The sequence below is a fragment of the Nocardioides sp. Z13_37 genome, assembly GCF_058355585.1.
In genome coordinates this window covers 295,186-311,431 of sequence record NZ_JBZGDV010000001.1, presented here as the reverse complement: position 1 = coordinate 311,431, position 16,246 = coordinate 295,186, and the positions used below count along the sequence as shown (strand labels likewise).

The 16,246-nt window shown below is 72.7% G+C and carries 16 protein-coding genes; 4 read left to right on the top strand and 12 right to left on the bottom strand.

Annotation, left to right across the window (positions count from 1 at the left end; translation table 11 throughout):
• The first annotated feature begins 40 nt into the window (after positions 1 to 40).
• Positions 41 to 874: a CPBP family intramembrane glutamic endopeptidase gene (locus AC4H2S_RS01490; RefSeq protein ID WP_491495183.1), complete on the top strand. Its 834-nt coding sequence runs from the start codon at positions 41 to 43 to the stop codon at positions 872 to 874.
• Between the two features lie 19 nt (positions 875 to 893).
• Here AC4H2S_RS01490 and AC4H2S_RS01485 read toward each other — a convergent pair whose 3' ends face one another.
• From AC4H2S_RS01485 to AC4H2S_RS01470, 4 genes are all read right to left on the bottom strand, one after another.
• Positions 894 to 2,759, bottom strand: a complete 1,866-nt coding sequence (locus tag AC4H2S_RS01485; protein ID WP_491495182.1) for a reprolysin-like metallopeptidase — start codon at positions 2,757 to 2,759, stop codon at positions 894 to 896.
• A gap of 65 nt (positions 2,760 to 2,824) precedes the next feature.
• Positions 2,825 to 3,262 (bottom strand): DoxX family protein, encoded by a 438-nt coding sequence (locus tag AC4H2S_RS01480; RefSeq protein ID WP_491495181.1) that lies wholly within the window; start codon positions 3,260 to 3,262, stop codon positions 2,825 to 2,827.
• A gap of 21 nt (positions 3,263 to 3,283) precedes the next feature.
• Positions 3,284 to 4,711 carry an FAD-binding oxidoreductase gene (locus tag AC4H2S_RS01475; protein ID WP_491495180.1) on the bottom strand — a complete coding sequence of 476 codons (1,428 nt, stop codon included), beginning with the start codon at positions 4,709 to 4,711 and terminating at the stop codon, positions 3,284 to 3,286.
• Positions 4,712 to 4,734: 23 nt separating this feature from the next.
• Positions 4,735 to 5,646, bottom strand: coding sequence for an AEC family transporter (locus AC4H2S_RS01470; protein WP_491495179.1), 912 nt, complete (start codon positions 5,644 to 5,646; stop codon positions 4,735 to 4,737).
• Positions 5,647 to 5,723: 77 nt separating this feature from the next.
• Between AC4H2S_RS01470 and AC4H2S_RS01465 the strand changes: the two genes are divergently transcribed.
• The gene (locus tag AC4H2S_RS01465) at positions 5,724 to 6,656 is read left to right on the top strand and encodes a 2-hydroxyacid dehydrogenase (protein WP_491495178.1); all 933 of its coding nucleotides are present in this window, start codon (positions 5,724 to 5,726) and stop codon (positions 6,654 to 6,656) included.
• A gap of 11 nt (positions 6,657 to 6,667) precedes the next feature.
• Here the strand turns inward: AC4H2S_RS01465 and AC4H2S_RS01460 are convergent, their stop codons facing one another.
• The gene (locus tag AC4H2S_RS01460; protein WP_491495177.1) at positions 6,668 to 7,900 is read right to left on the bottom strand and encodes an alpha-hydroxy acid oxidase; all 1,233 of its coding nucleotides are present in this window, start codon (positions 7,898 to 7,900) and stop codon (positions 6,668 to 6,670) included.
• A gap of 85 nt (positions 7,901 to 7,985) precedes the next feature.
• Between AC4H2S_RS01460 and AC4H2S_RS01455 the strand changes: the two genes are divergently transcribed.
• Both AC4H2S_RS01455 and AC4H2S_RS01450 read left to right on the top strand, forming a co-directional pair.
• Positions 7,986 to 9,161, top strand: coding sequence for an L-talarate/galactarate dehydratase (locus AC4H2S_RS01455; protein ID WP_491495176.1), 1,176 nt, complete (start codon positions 7,986 to 7,988; stop codon positions 9,159 to 9,161).
• Positions 9,158 to 9,829, top strand: a complete 672-nt coding sequence (locus tag AC4H2S_RS01450) for a FadR/GntR family transcriptional regulator (protein ID WP_491495175.1) — start codon at positions 9,158 to 9,160, stop codon at positions 9,827 to 9,829. Before AC4H2S_RS01455 ends, AC4H2S_RS01450 begins: the two co-directional genes overlap by 4 nt.
• Before the next feature lie 299 nt (positions 9,830 to 10,128).
• On the opposite strand, the gene AC4H2S_RS01445 is transcribed toward AC4H2S_RS01450, so the two are convergent.
• From AC4H2S_RS01445 to AC4H2S_RS01415, 7 genes are all read right to left on the bottom strand, one after another.
• Positions 10,129 to 10,464, bottom strand: a complete 336-nt coding sequence (locus AC4H2S_RS01445; RefSeq protein WP_491495174.1) for an ArsR/SmtB family transcription factor — start codon at positions 10,462 to 10,464, stop codon at positions 10,129 to 10,131.
• Between the two features lies 1 nt (position 10,465).
• Entirely contained in the window at positions 10,466 to 11,107 is a 642-nt protein-coding gene (locus AC4H2S_RS01440; RefSeq protein WP_491495173.1) for an SRPBCC family protein, read from the bottom strand.
• A gap of 164 nt (positions 11,108 to 11,271) precedes the next feature.
• Complete coding sequence (locus AC4H2S_RS01435) at positions 11,272 to 12,537, bottom strand: glucarate dehydratase family protein (RefSeq protein ID WP_491495172.1); 1,266 nt, start codon at positions 12,535 to 12,537, stop codon at positions 11,272 to 11,274.
• Between the two features lie 2 nt (positions 12,538 to 12,539).
• Entirely contained in the window at positions 12,540 to 12,935 is a 396-nt protein-coding gene (locus tag AC4H2S_RS01430) for a universal stress protein (RefSeq protein WP_491495171.1), read from the bottom strand.
• Complete coding sequence (locus AC4H2S_RS01425) at positions 12,932 to 14,467, bottom strand: tripartite tricarboxylate transporter permease (protein ID WP_491495170.1); 1,536 nt, start codon at positions 14,465 to 14,467, stop codon at positions 12,932 to 12,934. Before AC4H2S_RS01425 ends, AC4H2S_RS01430 begins: the two co-directional genes overlap by 4 nt.
• A 25-nt stretch (positions 14,468 to 14,492) precedes the next feature.
• Positions 14,493 to 15,056, bottom strand: a complete 564-nt coding sequence (locus AC4H2S_RS01420; protein ID WP_491495169.1) for a tripartite tricarboxylate transporter TctB family protein — start codon at positions 15,054 to 15,056, stop codon at positions 14,493 to 14,495.
• Positions 15,057 to 15,174: 118 nt separating this feature from the next.
• A complete protein-coding gene (locus AC4H2S_RS01415; protein ID WP_491495168.1) occupies positions 15,175 to 16,176 on the bottom strand; it encodes a Bug family tripartite tricarboxylate transporter substrate binding protein in 1,002 nt (333 codons plus the stop codon).
• Positions 16,177 to 16,246: the final 70 nt, after the last annotated feature.

The window sequence follows — 16,246 nt, the reverse complement described above, 5'->3', positions numbered from 1 at the left end:
TTACAGCGGGCGGGCTCGGGCGGGCTGGGATGCTGGGACGGTGAGCACGGCGACCGGAGCGACGAGACCCTGGTGGCGGCTGCGGGACACCCCCGTGCCCGGCGGCGTTCCCGACCTGGCGAAGGCGCTGCTCTGGACCGAGCTGGCGCTCGTCCTGCTGCTCTCGCTGGGCCGCAGCGCGGTCTACTCCGTCGTCAGCATCGTCTCGGCGCTGACCGCGCCCGGCCCGCTGTCGTCGCAGGCGGCCAACCTCAACAACTCACTGGCCCCCGATCGGCCGTGGCTCGACCTGACCTACCAGCTGCTGCGGATCGGCTTCGCACTGGTGCCCGTCGCGCTGGCGGGCTACCTGCTGGTCCGCTCCGGCACCCGGCTGCGCGAGGTGTGGGCGCGCGACGGCGGCTGGAGCACGTGGCGCGACTGGGGGCGGGGCGCCTGGCTGGCGGCCGGCGTCGGGTCGGTGGGCGTGGTGTTCTACCTCGCGACCTACGCGCTCGGCACCAACCTCACCGTCGTGGCGCAGTCGCTGCCGGGGGAGTGGTGGCGGGTGCCGGTGCTGGTGCTCGCGGCGGCGGAGAACGCCGTCCTCGAGGAGTTCGTGGTGCTCGGCTTCGTGCAGGTGCGGCTGCGCCAGATCGGCTTCGGCGACACCGCGGCGATCGGCCTTGCGGCGCTGCTGCGCGGCAGCTACCACCTCTACCAGGGGCTCGGGGGCTTCGTCGGCAACCTCGCGATGGGGCTGCTCTTCGGCTGGCTCTTCCGCCGCTGGGGCCGGGTGATGCCGTTCGTCGTGGCCCACACGCTGCTCGACGTGGGCGCGTTCGTGGGGTACGCCCTGCTCGCCGGACGGGTCGACTGGCTGCCGACCCTGTGACCCGCCCGGCGAGCAGGCGTCAGCGACGGATCTTCACCTTCTTCGAGGTCTCCGCCGCCTTCTCGTAGCCCTTCTTCCTCGCGGTGACGCGCACGGAGATCTTCTTGCCGCGGTCCTTGGCGCGGACGCGGTAGGTCGCCTTCGTGGCGCCCTTGATCTTCTTGCCGTTCTTCAGCCACTGGTAGCGCACCTTGACGCTCTTCGTGGTGGGCGCGGGCTTCCAGCCCTTCACCTTGACCGAGAGCACCCGGCCGGCGCGCGGCACGCCGCGGAGCTTGGGTCGCTTCGTGCGGAACGGTGCCTTGCCGACCATGACCGGGGCCGAGACCGTCGCCACCGACGGGTAGAAGGGCGCGGAGCCGACGACCTGCACACTGAGGCTCTTGCCGATGTCGCGTCGCGACGGCGAGAAGGTGCTCGTGGTGGCACCCGGGACGGCGACGCCGTCGAGCAGCCACTGGTACGCGAGCGTGACCGCGGGCGCCCATGGCGTCGAGGTGGCTGCGGCCATGGCCTTGAAGCGCGGACTGCCGCCGATGCTGGGCACGCCGGGATAGATCTGCGACTGGCGGTAGTCGGCGACGGCCGCGATCTGCTCGTTGACGGCCTGCGTGTTGTTGGCGGCCGCGGAGCCGGTGGCGCGGCCGTTGTAGGCCAGGTTGGGGTTGGAGAAGTAGTTGATGCGGGCACAGGTCGGGCAGGCGGTCGGGTAGGCCATGACCGTGAGGAAGCCGCCGGCCGCGTCGACGTAGCCGCGGGCGTAGGGCTTGCCGCCGCTCGGCGGGAACGACGCGCTCGCGTCGTGGTCGGCGCTGAGGTTGTGGCCGATCTCGTGGGCGAAGGTCAGGTTGCCGGTGGCGCACTTGTCGGCCCACACGACCGTCCAGGCCGCGCGCTCGGGATCGTAGGCCGGGTTGGTGCCGCCGAGCGACCCGAGGCCGCAGGAGCTGCCGGAGGGGTAGGGGCCACCGAGCCACAGGCTGACCAGGTCGGCGTGCGTCTCCTCGCGGAGCGCCTGGGCCTCGTCGAACACGCCGTCACCAGCGAGGCTGAGCGCCTGGTAGTTGGCGTTGAGCGAGGAGTACTGGGCCGCGGCGACCTGCCGGGTGCCGACCAGCCGGATCTGCGTGCCGATGCCCGAGGCGGCGAACGCCTGGTTGGTCTGCGTGATGCCGAGGGCGAACTGCGCCTGCATCGCGGCGTCCCCGCCCGCCGATGCGGGCAGGGAGGCGGGGTAGACGATGGCGACGTCGATGGTCGACGGGGCGTCCTCCGACACCGGAGCGCCGGCGCTGCTCCCGGCCGGGGCCTGTGCGCGCTCGTGGTCGGCGTGCATCGCGGCCTGCTCCGCGGGCCGGACCGCGTCGTCGCGGGCGTCGGAGGGGGCCGGCACCTCGGCCACCTCGTAGCCGCCGTCGCGGGTGCTGCTGATCTCGAAGGCGCCGTCCGCTGCGGACGCGACACTCAGCCGGACCACGCCGTCGACCTCCACCGCGGCGAACGTGCCGGCGGTGCCGACGAGTGCCCCCGTCCAGGACGTCACGCCGTCGGAGGAGCTGCGGTCGTCGACGACCGCGGTGATCGTGGTGTCGTCGAACAGTGCGAGGCTGATCCGGTCACCGGCGCGCAGTCCGTCCAGCGCGGCCTCGTCGAGGTCGACGGCACGCGAACGCTCGCCGCCGGCAGCCCCTCCGTCGGTCGTCGTGCGGGCGGTCGGGGCCGGGTCGAGCAGGTCCACCTGACGGCGGTCGTCCTGCGACGCGGCGGCGGTCGTGGCGGGCGCCGTGGTGGCGGTCAGCGCCAGGGCGCAGAGGCCGGCGACGCCGACGAGCGTCCTGCTGGTGCTCCTGCGGATGGGCATGGTGATGGGCATGGTGATGGGCACGAGTCCCCCTCTCAGTCGGACCCTTCGTGCCCCGTCTGACGGGCCGCAAACCCGCAAGGGGCGGGCTATTCGCCCGTCTCGACCTCGTCGAGCTGCTCCCGCTCGGCGACGGCCGGCCGGCGCCGGCCGAGCAGCCCGCCGGCCCAGAGCGCCCACACGACGAGCAGCGGCTGGAAGAACAGCCGCACCAGCCGCGCGCGGTCGCTGTCGAGGCCGAACGCGTCGGTGCCCTCGACGTACTGCGCGATGTTGCCGGGGAAGATCGCGACGAAGAACGCGGCCAGCAGCGCGCCGACCGTGCGCCGGTGCTTGGGCAGCGCGACGAACGCGCCACCCAGCGCGATCTCCACGACGCCGGAGCCCAGCACGGTGAGGTCCTCGTCGACGGGGAACCAGTCGGGCACCTGCGCCTGGAACTCCTCGCGCTGCGTGGTCAGGTGCATCACCCCGGCGCCCACCATCGCCGAGCCGAGCAGGACGCGACCGAGGGTCTGTGCCTTCATGGCGCCACCCTAGGCCGGGGCCTAGGGTCCGGGCGGGAGCAGGACGCCTGGGTTCATCAGCCCGTCCGGGTCGAGGGCCTGCTTGACCGCGCGCATCAGGTCGACCTCGACGTCCGACTTGTAGGACGCCGCGGCGGCGGCCTTGGTGCGACCGAGGCCGTGCTCGGCGCTGATCGATCCGTCCTCGCGGGCCACCGAGTCGTAGATCGTCGCGGTCAGGTCGGCCGCCGCGGCGCGCAGTGCGTCGTCGTCGCTGCGGCCGTCGGCCAGGGGGGCGTTGAGGTTGTAGTGGAGGTTGCCGTCGCCGACGTGGCCGTAGGTCACCGGCCGCACCCCGGGGCAGACCTCCTGGAGCAGCGGTGTCGTGGCCTCGGTCCACTCCGCGAGCCGGGCGATGGGCAGCGTGACGTCGTGCTTGAGCGTCGCCCCCTCGACCTTCTGCACCTCCGAGATGCCCTCCCGCATCGCCCAGAGCGCGGAGCGCTGTGCCGGGCTGCCGGCGATCGCCGCGTCGGACGCCGCGCCGGCCTCGACCGCCGCGCCGAGCAGCGACTCGAGGGCCTCCTCGAGGCCGTCGTCCACGGCCGACCCGGCGAGCTCCACCAGGACGTACCAGGCGCTCGGCCCGGACAGCGGGTCGCTCGCGCCGGGGAGGTGGGCGAGGACGAGCTCGACGGCCTGGCGGTTGGCGATCTCGAACGTCGACAGGTGCACCCCGGCGTGCTCCTGGGCCAGGGCGAGCAGCGACACCGCCGCCGAGACCGACGGCACCGCGACCCAGGCGGTGGCGTGGCGTGGCGTGGCGGGGAACAGCCGCAGCACCGCGCCCGTGATGACGCCGAGCGTGCCCTCCGAGCCCACGAACAGCTGGGTGAGGTCGTAGCCGGTGTTGTCCTTGCGCAGCCCGCGCAGGCCGTCCCACACCCGGCCGTCGGGCAGCACGACCTCGAGGCCGAGCACCAGCTCGCGGGTCATGCCGTAGCGCAGCACCGCGGTGCCGCCGGCGTTGGTGGCGAGGTTGCCGCCGATCGTGCAGCTGCCCTCGGAGCCCAGCGACATCGGGAACAGCCGCCCGGCCCCGGCGGCCGCGGCCTGCACGTCGGCGAGCACCACCCCGGCGTCGACGGTGATCGTCCCGGCCACCGGGTCGACCTCGCGCACGGTGCGCATCCGGCCGAGCGACAGCACGACCTGACGGCCCGACGAGTCGGGCACGCCGCCGCCGACCAGCCCGGTGTTGCCGCCCTGCGGGACGACCGGCGTACGCGTCTCGTGGCAGGCGCGCAGCACCGCCGCCACCTCGTCGGTGGAGCCGGGACGCACCACGGCGAGCGCGCTGCCGCGGTGCACGCCGGTCCAGTCGACGACGTAGGGCGCGACGTCGGCCTCGGCGCTCAGCACGTGGGCCTCGCCGACGGCGTCTCGCAGGCGGTCGAGCAGGTCGGTCACGGGTTCTCCTCAGGGGGTGTGGGTCAGCCGAGCACGAGGGCGATGAGCAGCACCACGGGCAGCGAGGCCACGGTGGTGACCAGGATGGTCTCGCGGGAGACATCCTCGCCGACGCGGTAGCGGGTGGCGTGCAGGAAGATGTTCTGGGCGGTCGGCAGCGCAGCGGTGATCACCACGCCCAGCAGGGCGCGTCCGTCGAGCCCGAGTCCCGCTGCAACGGCCCAGGCGACGGCCGGCATGACGAGGAGCTTGAGCACGCTCGCCAGCAGCACCTCGCCGTTGTGGCCCGCCCGGCCGAGCGGGGGGCTCAGCCTCAGCGCGGCGCCGTACGACATCAGCAGCAGCGGGATCGCCGCGCCGCCGAGCAGCTCGAGCGGGTCGAGGACCACCTGCGGCAGCGTCCAGCCGGTGGTCGCCAGGACCACCCCGACGACGGCGGCGACCGTCAGCGGGTTGGTCACCAGCCGCCGCGCCACGGCGCGCACGCCGTTGCCGCGCCCGGTGATCCGGTCGAGGACGACGAGGGAGGGCGGCTGCACCAGCAGCATCTGCACCAGCAGCGCCGGCACGACCACGGTGATGTCGCCGACCACGTAGGCCGCGATGGCGATGCCGAGGTTGCCTGCGTTGACGTACGACGACGACAGCGCACCGATCAGCAGCGGGCCCGTGGAGAGCCGCCAGCGCAGCCGCGCCACCACGACGTACGTCGCGAAGACGACGCCCAGCGACACCGACGAGGCGGCGAGGTTGATCGCCGCCGACTCCAGGTGCACCCGGCTGATGGTGACGAGCAGCAGCGCGGGGGAGGCGACGAAGAACGCGATCTCGCCGAGCGTGCGCTGCGAGCGCCGGTCGAGGACCCCGGCGTGCGCGAGCCCGGCGCCCGCGGCGATCACGACCAGGATGGTCGCGAAGCCGGTCAGCAGGTCCATCGCTCCCCCGTCCGGTGCATCGTGCGATAGCCAGCCCGTCTTGGACGCGGCGACCGTGGCCCCGCAAGGATGGCGTGGTGACCTCCGACACCCAGCACCCGGTCCGCGTCGTCCAGCTCGGAGGGCTGATGCCCTTCGTGCGCGAGTGGCTCGCCGAGCGCCACGCCGCCCCGTCGCTCGACGGCCTGTCCGACCCCGCGGGCGTGCGCGTCGCGGTGGTCGGCGGCGGGGCCCGCGCCGGCGCGGCCGAGATGGACGCGCTCCCCGACCTCGGCGCGATCGTCAACTTCGGCGTCGGCTACGACAACGTCGACGTGGAGGAGGCGCGCCGCCGCGGCATCGTCGTGTCCAACACCCCCGACGTCCTCACCGACGCGGTGGCCGACCTCGCGGCCTTCCTCGTCGTCGACGTGCTGCGCGGGATCACGGCGGCCGACCGGTTCGTGCGCAGCGGGGCGTGGGCCCGGGGCGAGCGGATGCCGTTGACCCGCGACGTGCGCGGGGCCGTCGTCGGGGTGCTCGGCCTGGGGCGCATCGGCACGGCCGCCGCCGAGCGGCTGGAGGCCTTCGGCGCGGTCGTGCACTACCACTCGCGCAGCCCCAAGGACGTCGCGTGGACCTACCACGACAGCCCGGTCGCGCTCGCCCGCGCGAGCGACGTGCTGGTCGTGCTCACCCCCGGCGGCGCGGGCACGGACAAGCTGGTGGACGCCGACGTGCTCGACGCCCTCGGCCCCGAGGGCCACCTCGTCAACGTGGCCCGCGGCTCGGTCGTCGACGAGGACGCGCTGGTCGCGGCGCTGGAGGAGGGCCGGATCGCCGGCGCGGGGCTCGACGTCTTCGCCGACGAGCCGCACGTGCCCGAGGCGCTGCTCGCGCGCGACGACGTCGTGCTGCTGCCGCACGTCGGCAGCGCCACGGTCGAGACCCGCGAGGCGATGGCCCGGCTGGTGCTCGACAACGTCGAGGCGTTCCTGGAGCGCGGCGAGCTGGTGACCCCGGTCGGCTGAGCCGGCCCGCCTCATCGGTCCCTCAGCCGCGCGTGGTCCGGGGTGAGGGCGGCGACGCCCGGCGCTCCCATCATGCTCATCGCGCGGCGCATCTCCTCGATGAGCAGGTCGAGCACGTGGCTCACGCCGCGCTGGCCGCCGACCATCAGGCCGTAGAGGTAGGCGCGCCCCACCAGCACGGCCGTGGCGCCGAGCGCGACGGCCGCGACGACGTCGCCCCCGGTGCGTACGCCCGAGTCGAGCAGCACCTCCGCCCGCCCGTCCACCGCGTCCACCACGTCGGGCAGCAGCTCGAGCGGCACGGGCGCGCGGTCGAGCTGGCGACCGCCGTGATTGGACAGCACGATCGCGTGCGCGCCCGCGTCGACGGCGATCACCGCGTCGCGCGCCGACTGCACGCCCTTGACCACGACGGGGCCGTCCCACTGCTCGCGCAGCCAGGCGATGTCGGCGGGCCGGATCTGCTGCTCGCGCAGCTCGTTGGACATGCCCCACCGGGCGTACGTCGAGCCCTCCGGGAAGGTGGCGAACCGCAGCGGCTCGGTGGTGAGGATGTCGGCGACCCAGCGCGGGTGGCGCGCCATCCCGCCCACCGTGCGCGCGGTGAGCTGGGGCGGGATGGCGAAGCCGTTGTGCTTGTCCTTGCGCTTCATGCCGGTCACGGTCGTGTCGATCGTCAGCATCAGCGCCTCGTAGCCCCGGGCGCGCGCCTCGTCGAGGTGCGCGCGGGTCACGGCGCGGTCCTTCATCAGGTAGATCTGGAACCAGTTCCGCCCGCCCGGCGCCGCGTCCGCGACGTCGGTGATCGACGTGGTGGCGTAGGTCGAGAGCGTGTAGGGCAGCCCGGCCTGCGCGGCAGCCGCGGCCACCGCCCGCTCACCGGTGTGGTGGCTGAGCCGGGTGTAGCCGGTGGGGGCGAGGACGATCGGCGCGGCGGTGGGACGGCCGAGGAGCGTGGTCGAGGTGTCGGGCTCGGCGACCTGCTCGAAGGCGGTCGGGCGCAGCTCGACGCGGTCGAACGCCTCACGGTTGCGGCGCATCGCGTGCTCGCCGTCGGAGCCGCCCTCGACGTAGTCCCACACCGCTCCCGGCACCCGGCGGCGGGCCAACCGCTCGACGTCGTCGACCGACAGGCACCGCGCCAGCCGACGGCCCACGGCGTTGCGCTCGACCGGTCGCGGGTGGAGGAAAGGCTCGAGGTCGCGCCACCGCGGGACCTGCCGGCTGCTGCGGACCTGCGTCATCGAGTGCTCCTGACCGTGGCTTGACGTACTTGTGTAACGAGTTGCACACTCATCATACAAGTTTGCGACGACCCGAGGAATTCCCATGACCCAGACCTCCACCGCTCCGGCCACCGCGCCGGCTGTTGCCACCGGGCCCGGCGCCGGCGACCGGATCCGCAGCGTGACGCTGTCCCACGTCGTGCTGCCGCTGCCCAACCCGGTCAGCGACGCCAAGGTGCTCACCGGCCGGCAGAAGCCGCTGACCGAGACGGTCATGCTCTTCGTCGAGCTCACGACCGAGCAGGGCTTCGAGGGCATGGGCTTCAGCTACAGCAAGCGCGCGGGCGGCAAGGCGCAGTACGCCCACCTCAAGGAGGTCGTCGAGGTCGCGATCGGCCAGGACCCCAGCGACATCGCCAAGATCTACGAGTCGCTGATGTGGGCCGGCGCCTCCGTCGGCCGCTCCGGCGTCGCGACCCAGGCCGTCGCCGCGCTCGACGTCGCGCTCTACGACCTCAAGGCCCGCAGGGCGGGGCTGCCCCTGGCCAAGCTGCTCGGCGCGCACCGCGACTCGTGCCGCGTCTACAACACGTCCGGCGGCTTCCTCCAGGCCTCCGTCGAGGAGATCAAGGAGAAGGCGACCGCCTCCCTCGCGTCCGGCATCGGCGGCATCAAGATCAAGGTCGGCCAGCCCGACTGGCGCGAGGACCTGCGTCGCGTCGCCGCGCTGCGCGAGCACCTCGGTGCAGGCCCCCTGATGGTCGACGCCAACCAGCAGTGGGACCGTGCCCGCGCGCGCCGGATGTGCCGCGAGCTCGAGCAGTTCGACCTGATCTGGATCGAGGAGCCGCTCGACGCCTGGGACCACGTCGGCCACGCCGACCTGTCGCAGACCTTCGACACCCCGATCGCCACCGGCGAGATGCTGACCTCCGTCGACGAGCACATGGGCCTGGTCGACGCCGGCTACCGCGGGATCGTGCAGCCCGACGCCCCGCGCATCGGCGGCATCACGCCGTTCCTCCGCTTCGCCACCCTCGCCGCGCACCACCGCCTCGACCTGGCACCGCACTACGCGATGGAGATCCACCTCCACCTCGCGGCGACGTACCCCACCGAGCCGTGGGTCGAGCACTTCGAGTGGCTCAACCCGCTGTTCGAGGAGCGCATCGAGATCCGCGACGGGCGGATCTTCGTGCCGGAGCGTCCGGGCCTCGGGTTCACGCTCACCGAGCGGATGCGCGAGCTCACGGTGGAGACCGCTACCTTCTCGGCATGAGCACCCTGTCGGCGAGCGTGGTCGCCGGCCTCAAGGACAAGATCCTGGCCGGCGACCTCGCGCCCGGGGCCAAGCTGCCGTCGGAGGCCGAGCTCAGCGACGAGTACGGCGTCTCGCGCACCGTCGTGCGCGAGGCGGTCACCCGGCTGCGGGCCGAGGGGCTGGTCGAGACCCAGCAGGGCCGCGGGTCGTTCGTGCTCGCGGTGCCCGAGGCGTCGTCGTTCAGCGTGGAGTCGTCCGCGATCCGCTCGCAGGCCGACGTGCTGGCGATGCTCGACTTCCGCATCGGCGTCGAGAGCGAGGCGGCCGGGCTGGCCGCGCTGCACCACACGGCCGCCGACGCCTCCGCGATCGAGCAGGCGATGGCGGGCTTCACCCGCGCCGGCCACGTCGGCGCCGTCGAGGCCGACTTCGCCTTCCACCTCGCCATCGCGCGGGCGACGGGCAACCGGTTCTACGCCGACCTGCTCGGCTCGCTCGGGCCGATGATGATCATGCTGCCGCGCACCCGCCTCGCCGAGCCGTACTCGATGACCGACGCCACCCACGTCGAGCGCGTGCGGCGCGAGCACGACAACGTCGCCGCGGCCGTCCTCGCCGGCGACGTCGACACCGCCCGGGCCGCCATGCGGCTGCACCTCGGCAACACCCGCCGCCGCGTCACCTGACGTTCGGTCGGGGTCGAGTCGGCGCGTCCTGACGCCTTTGGTGGCTCGAGTGGGCGCGTACTGACGCGAAGGCGGCGCCCAGTCGGCGCGTCCTGACGCCTCTGGTGGCTCGAGTCGGCGCGTCCTGACGTTCGGGCGGGGTCGAGTCGGCGCGTCCTGACGGGCTCGGGGTGTCGAGTCGGCGCGTCCTGACGTTCAGGAGTGGTCGAGTCGACGCAACCTCACGACGAAAGACGCTAGGACGCGCCGACTCGACCGCAACGGGCGGTGAGGACGCGCCGACTCGACCCGAGAGGCGGTCAGGACGCGCCGCCTCGGCTCCGCTTGCCGCGCGCGACCTCGGTGCCGAGCGCATCGAGCTTGTGCTCCCAGAACACCCGGAACTGCTCCACCCACGCATCCACCTCGCGGAGTCCGGTGGGGTCGACGGCGTAGAGCCGGCGGGTGCCCTCGGCGCGGACGGTCGCGAAGCCGTGCTCGCGCAGCACCTTCAGGTGCTGGCTCACCGCCGGTTGGCTGATGCCGAACTCGGCGCGCACCGTCGAGGCCACCACCCCGGCGCTTGTCTCGCCAGCGGCGAGCAGCTCCAGGATCCGGCGGCGCACTGGGTCGCCGAGGACGTCGAAGGCGTGCACCTCAGGCCGGGTGCTCGGCGCCGGTGTAGAACGCGGCAGTGCGGGCGGCCGCCGCGCGTGAGGCGTCCGGGTCGTCGGAGCAGGCCGCGTCGGCCTCGCCCCACTCGGTTGCAGAGCCGCTCATGAACGCCAGCCCGTCGGCCGACGCGCCCCACCCCTCGACCTGCTCGTGGGGGATCGGTGTGCCGGTGGCGAGGTGCTCGGCGAGGCCCATCAGGCCGAGCTCCCAGCCGACGCCGACCGCGCCCGGGCCGTACGTCGCCCAGTGCTCGCTGTCGCGTACGTCGGCGGCGTGCCGCAGGGTGAGCGTCGTGGCGTCGCCGGCCGCCTCGAGATCGACGTCGACCCAGGTGGTCTGGTCGCCGAACTCCCAGCTGATGGAGAAGTGCTTCGGCTCGTCGCAGGCGGCGACCTCGCCGCCGGCGTTGCCCTCGACCTGGAAGCGCCCGCCGAGCCGTAGCTCACCGGACACCGGTGCGAACCAGCGCGCGATGCGTTCGGGGTCGGTGACGGCCTGCCAGAGGTCGTCGACGTCGGTCGGGTAGGTGCGGGAGGCGACGACGACCTTCACCGGCGTCCCCTCGTGGGTGCTGTCCTCGACGGCGCGGGTCACCGCGCCCAGGTGGTTGGCTACGTTGAACATGCCCTGAGCGTTTCAGCAAAGGCTTATATAAGTCAAGAGCGATCTAGAGATGACGTGGTGGTGCCTCGGTCAGGATGCGCCGACTCGACACCAATTTGCAGCCAAGATGCGCCGCCTCGACACCAATTTGCAGCCAGGATGAGCCCACTCGCCCGACGTCGGGATCACCAGCGGGCGGTGTTGACCTCGAAGCCCGGCTGGATGGAGCGCATGTAGACGGTGTCCTCGCGGCGGCGTACGCCGCAGGACAGGTAGAGCTCGTGGAGCTCGCCGAGCCGGTCGCGGTCCAGCGAGACCCCGAGGCCGGGGCCTGTCGGCACGGCCACGGACCCGTCGACGAACGGCAGTGCGCCGTCGGAGAGGACGTCGCGGGTCTTCCACGGGTAGTGGGTGTCGCAGGCGTAGGTGAGGTGGGGCGTCGCCGCGGCGAGGTGGACCATCGCGGCGAGCGAGACGCCGAGGTGGGAGTTGCTGTGCATCGACAGCCCCAGCCCCCAGACCTCGCTGATCCCGCCGAGCAGCGCCGACCTCCTGAGCCCACCCCACAGGTGGTGGTCGGAGAGCACGACCTGCACGGCGTCCTGGGCGATCGCGGGCGGCAGGTGCTCCATCGCGATGACGCACATGTTGGTCGCGAGGGGTACGTCGGTGCGGGCCGAGACCGCGGCCATGCCCTCGATGCCGGGGGTCGGGTCCTCGAGGTACTCCACGACCCCGGCCAGCCGCTCGGCCACCTTGATCGAGGTCTCCACGGTCCAGGCCCCGTTGGGGTCGAGCCGCAGCGGCATCGACGGGAACGCCTCGCGCAGCGCCTCGATCGCCTCGCACTCGTCCTCGGGAGCGAACACCCCGCCCTTGAGCTTGAGCGAGGAGAAGCCCCACCCGTCGACCATCCGGCGCGCCTGGGCGACGATCTGGTCGGGGGTCAGGGCCTCGCCCCAGGCGTCGTCGGCGAAGCCCGGGTGGCCCGCCCACTTGTAGAAGAGGTAGCCGCTGAACGGCACGGACTCGCGAACGGCACCGCCGAGGAGCGAGCTGACCGGCACGCCGGCCTCGTGGCCCTGCACGTCGAGGCAGGCGACCTCGAAGGGGGAGTAGACGGTGTCGACGGCCGAGTCGACGTCGAGCATCCCGCCGAACGACGCGCCGCCCCCACCTGTCTCGCGGCCCAGCACGTCGGTGACGAGCCGGCGCAGGCCGTGCAGGTCGTACGGGTCGTGGCCCGGCAGCGCCGCCGCGACGGCCTCGAGGCGCCCGAGGTGGGTCTCGTCGGCGTAGGTCTCACCGAGCCCGAGCAGGCCGGAGTCGGTGTGCAGCTCGACGATCGCGCGCAGGGCGTAGGGCTGGTGGACGCCGACCACGTTGAGCAGCGGCGGGTCCTCGAAGGCGACCGGCGTGACGACGACGCGGGAGACGCGGCTGCGGCTCACGGTCACCGGGCGGGCTTGACGGCCAGGATCGGCGCGTCGAGGTCGAGGAGCAGGCGCTGCGCGTCGCTGCCGGTGACGAGCTTGCCTACCGGCGAGCGCCGGCGCAGGCCGATCACGACGAGCCGGGCGGACGTCGCCTCGGCGACCCGGCTGAAGGTCTCGACGATGTCGTCCCCGTGCTCGGAGTGGTCGACGCGGGCGGTGACGCCGGCCGCGGCGGCCCGCGCGACCAACTCGTCGGAGGCGGCCTCGTCGATGAGCTCGCCGTCGACGGTGCTGCGCCGGCGGGGGCTGTTGAGGATCACGACGTCGTCGCCGTGGGCCATGGCCTCCGCGAGGCCGGCCTCGAGGGCCGCCTCGCCGACGGGGGTGGGGACGTAGCCGATCACGATGGTCATCGCAGGGAGTCCTCTCGGTGGACGGTCTCGGGGGTGGTGGCCTCGGCGGCGGGGCTGCGGCGGAAGGCCCTCTTGATCAGCGGGAACACGATGACCAGGACGACGAAGGCGAGGATGGTGCCGGAGATCGGGCGGGTCACGAAGCCGGTCGCGTCGCCGTCGAAGATCAGCATCGAGCGGCGGAAGCTCGACTCGATGAGGGAGCCGAGCACGAAGGCCAGCACCATCGGGCCGGGCTCGAAGCCGGTCTTCTTCATGACGTAGCCGACGATGCCGAAGAAGATCATCAAGAAGATGTCGAAGACCGAGTTGCGGATCGTGTAGACGCCCAGGATCGTGATGAGCGCGGTGATCGGGGCGAGGATCGCCGGGCGCACCCGCAGGATCCGGACGAAGATCCCGACCAGTGGGATGCTGAGCAGCAGCAGGATCAGGTTGCCGATGTACATCGAGTTGACCACGCCCCAGAAGAGGTCGGGGCGCTCGTCGATGAGCTGCGGGCCGGGGGTCACGCCGACCACCAGCAGGGCGGCGTAGAGCATCGCCATCGAGGCGTTGGCCGGGATGCCGATCGTCAGCAGGGGGATGAACGACGAGGTGGCGGCGGCGTTGTTGGCCGACTCCGGCCCGGCGACGCCCTCGATGGCACCGCGGCCGAAGCGCTCGGGCTGCTTGGCGACCCGCTTCTCCGCGGCGTACGCCGCCAGCGACGCCATCACGGCGCCACCGCCGGGCAGCACGCCCAGGACGAAGCCGATGATCGAGCCGCGCCCGATGGCGGGGCCGGCCTCGCGGAGGTCCTTGCGGGAGGGCCAGATGTTGGCGATGGCGGCCGGCACGTGCGGCTTGCCGTAGCGCTCCTCGAGGTTGTAGAGGATCTCGCCGACGCCGAAGAGGCCCATCGCGACGACGACGAAGTCGATGCCGTCCTCGAGGTTGAGGCTGCCGAAGGTGTAGCGGTCGGCGCTGGTGAAGCTGTCGCTGCCGACGGTCGCGAGGAGGAGGCCGACCGCGGCGGCGGCGAGCGCCTTGATGGTGTTGCCGTTGCCGATGGTGGCGACCAGCAGCACGCCGAGCAGCGCCAGCGCGGCGTACTCCGGCGGGCCGAAGTCGAGGGCGAACGAGGCGACGAGGGGGCCGAGCAGCGTCAGCCCGATGATCGCGATGGTCGCGCCGACGAACGAGCCGATGGCAGCGATTCCGAGCGCCGTGCCGGCCTTGCCCTGCTTGGCCAGGGCGAAGCCGTCGAAGACCGTCACCACCGAGCTGGCCTCGCCCGGGATGCGCAGGAGCACCGACGTGATCGTGCCGCCGTACTGCGCGCCGTAGTAGATGCCGGCGAGCATGATGATCGCGGCGACCGGGTCGTGCGCGCTGTAGACGACGGGCAGCAGGATCGCCATCGTCGCGGCCGGGCCGAGGCCCGGGAGCACGCCGATCAGCATGCCGACGACGACGCCGATCAGGCAGTAGAGCAGGTTGCCGGGCTGGGTGACGACGCCGAAGCCGTCGAGGAAGGCGCTGAAGTCCATGGGGGGTTCTCTTCCTGCGCTCGGGTCAGAAGGCGATCAGGTGGGGCAGCGGGACCGACAGGGCGTAGAGGAAGAGCCCGTAGAACGCCGCCGTCGTGAGGACGGAGATGACGATCGTGCTGCGCCAGGACTCGCCGCCGAGGAAGCGGAGCCACACGATGCCGAGCAGCACGGCCGGGATCTCGAAGCCGATGACGGGGAGCAGGACACCCAGGCCGACGAACGTCGCGGCGCCCACGAGGACGAGCAGGCTCGAGCGGGTGAACCGCTCGGTGTCGGTCAGCCGACGGCCGACGACCAGGAGCACCACGGCGAGCACGGCGACCAGGACCGAGACCATGAACGGCCACAGTCCGGGGCCGGGCCGCCGCAGCGTCCCCAGCCCGTAGCCGTGGGCGAGGTAGGCCGCCACGAGGCCGAGCACGAGCAGCGCGGCCGCCGCGACCACCTGGTAGGCCGGTCCACCGGCGGGCGGACGCTCCTCGGCGAGGTCCCGGGCGACCTCGGCCTGGATCTCGGCGAGGATGTCGCGCTCGCGCGCGTCGTCCTGCTCGGATCCGGGCGTCGGGTGGGGCTGGGTCTCGCTCATGGTGGTCTCGTCTCCGTGCGTGAGGGGCGGGGGTCCCCTCGGTGGGGCTGGGGCGGTGCGGGCCGGCCCCGGAACCGGCCCCGCACCGGCCGGGGATCAGCTGAGGATCAGCTGGGGATCAGCTGGCGTCGCCGAGGTCGATGTCGTACTCCTCGACGAGGTCGGCGTAGCGCTGCTTGTCCTCCTCGAGCTGCGCGACGACCTCGTCGCCGGAGATCTCCATCGGCGTGAGGTTGTTCTGCGCGTTGAAGTCCTGGTACTCCTCGGTCTCGAACGTCGCCTGCATGGCCTCGGCGATGGCGCCCTTGACGTCCTGCGGCGTGCCCTTGGGGACCGTCATGAAGCGGTACTGCGCGACCTCGACGTCGAGGCCCGACTCCTGAGCGGTGGGGACGTCGGGCAGGAACTCGACGCGCTCGGGGCCGAAGACCACGATCGGGACGATCTTGCCGGAGCGGATGTTCTCGATGGCCTCGCCGACCTGCAGGCACGCGGTGTCGACCTGGTCGCCGAGGAGCGCGGTGAGTGCGGGGGCGCCGCCGTCGAACGGGATCGCCTCGGCCGGGGTGTCGTTGACGCTGAACGTGAGCGCGCAGGCGAGCTGGGCGCCGGTGCCGACGCCGGTGGTGCCGTAGGTGACCTTGCCCTTCGCGTCGGCGAAGGAGTCGATCGAGTCGAAGCCCGAGCCCGTGCTCGCGACGAGGACGTAGTCGTCGCGCGAGACGCCGTGGACGACGTCGAAGTCGTCGATGCTGGTGACCTGGTCCTCCGGCACGGCCAGCGGGGTGATCGCGAAGAGCGAGGCGTTCTGGACCGAGATGGTCGAGCCGTCGGGCTCGGCCTTGGCGACCTCGGCGGCGGCCAGCGCGCCGTTGGCGCCCTCGCGGTTGATGACGGGGAACGAGCCGCCGAGCTCCTCGGACAGCCCGCGCGAGATCTGGCGGCTGATCAGGTCGGAGGACCCGCCCGCCGACGCGCCGACCGGCATGTTGACCGCCCCGGTGGGGTAGTCGCCGCTGTCGCTGCCGCCACCGGCGGTCGTCTGGACACCGCCGCAGGCGGTCAGGGCGAGAGCGGCGCCGGCGGCGAGCGCTGCCAGGCTGAGGGTCTGCTTGCGCATGGGGGTGCTCCTTGTTCGGGGTGTGACCACCGACACTAGGTTTCGGCGATGATGCCGGTCCAAGCCCAAT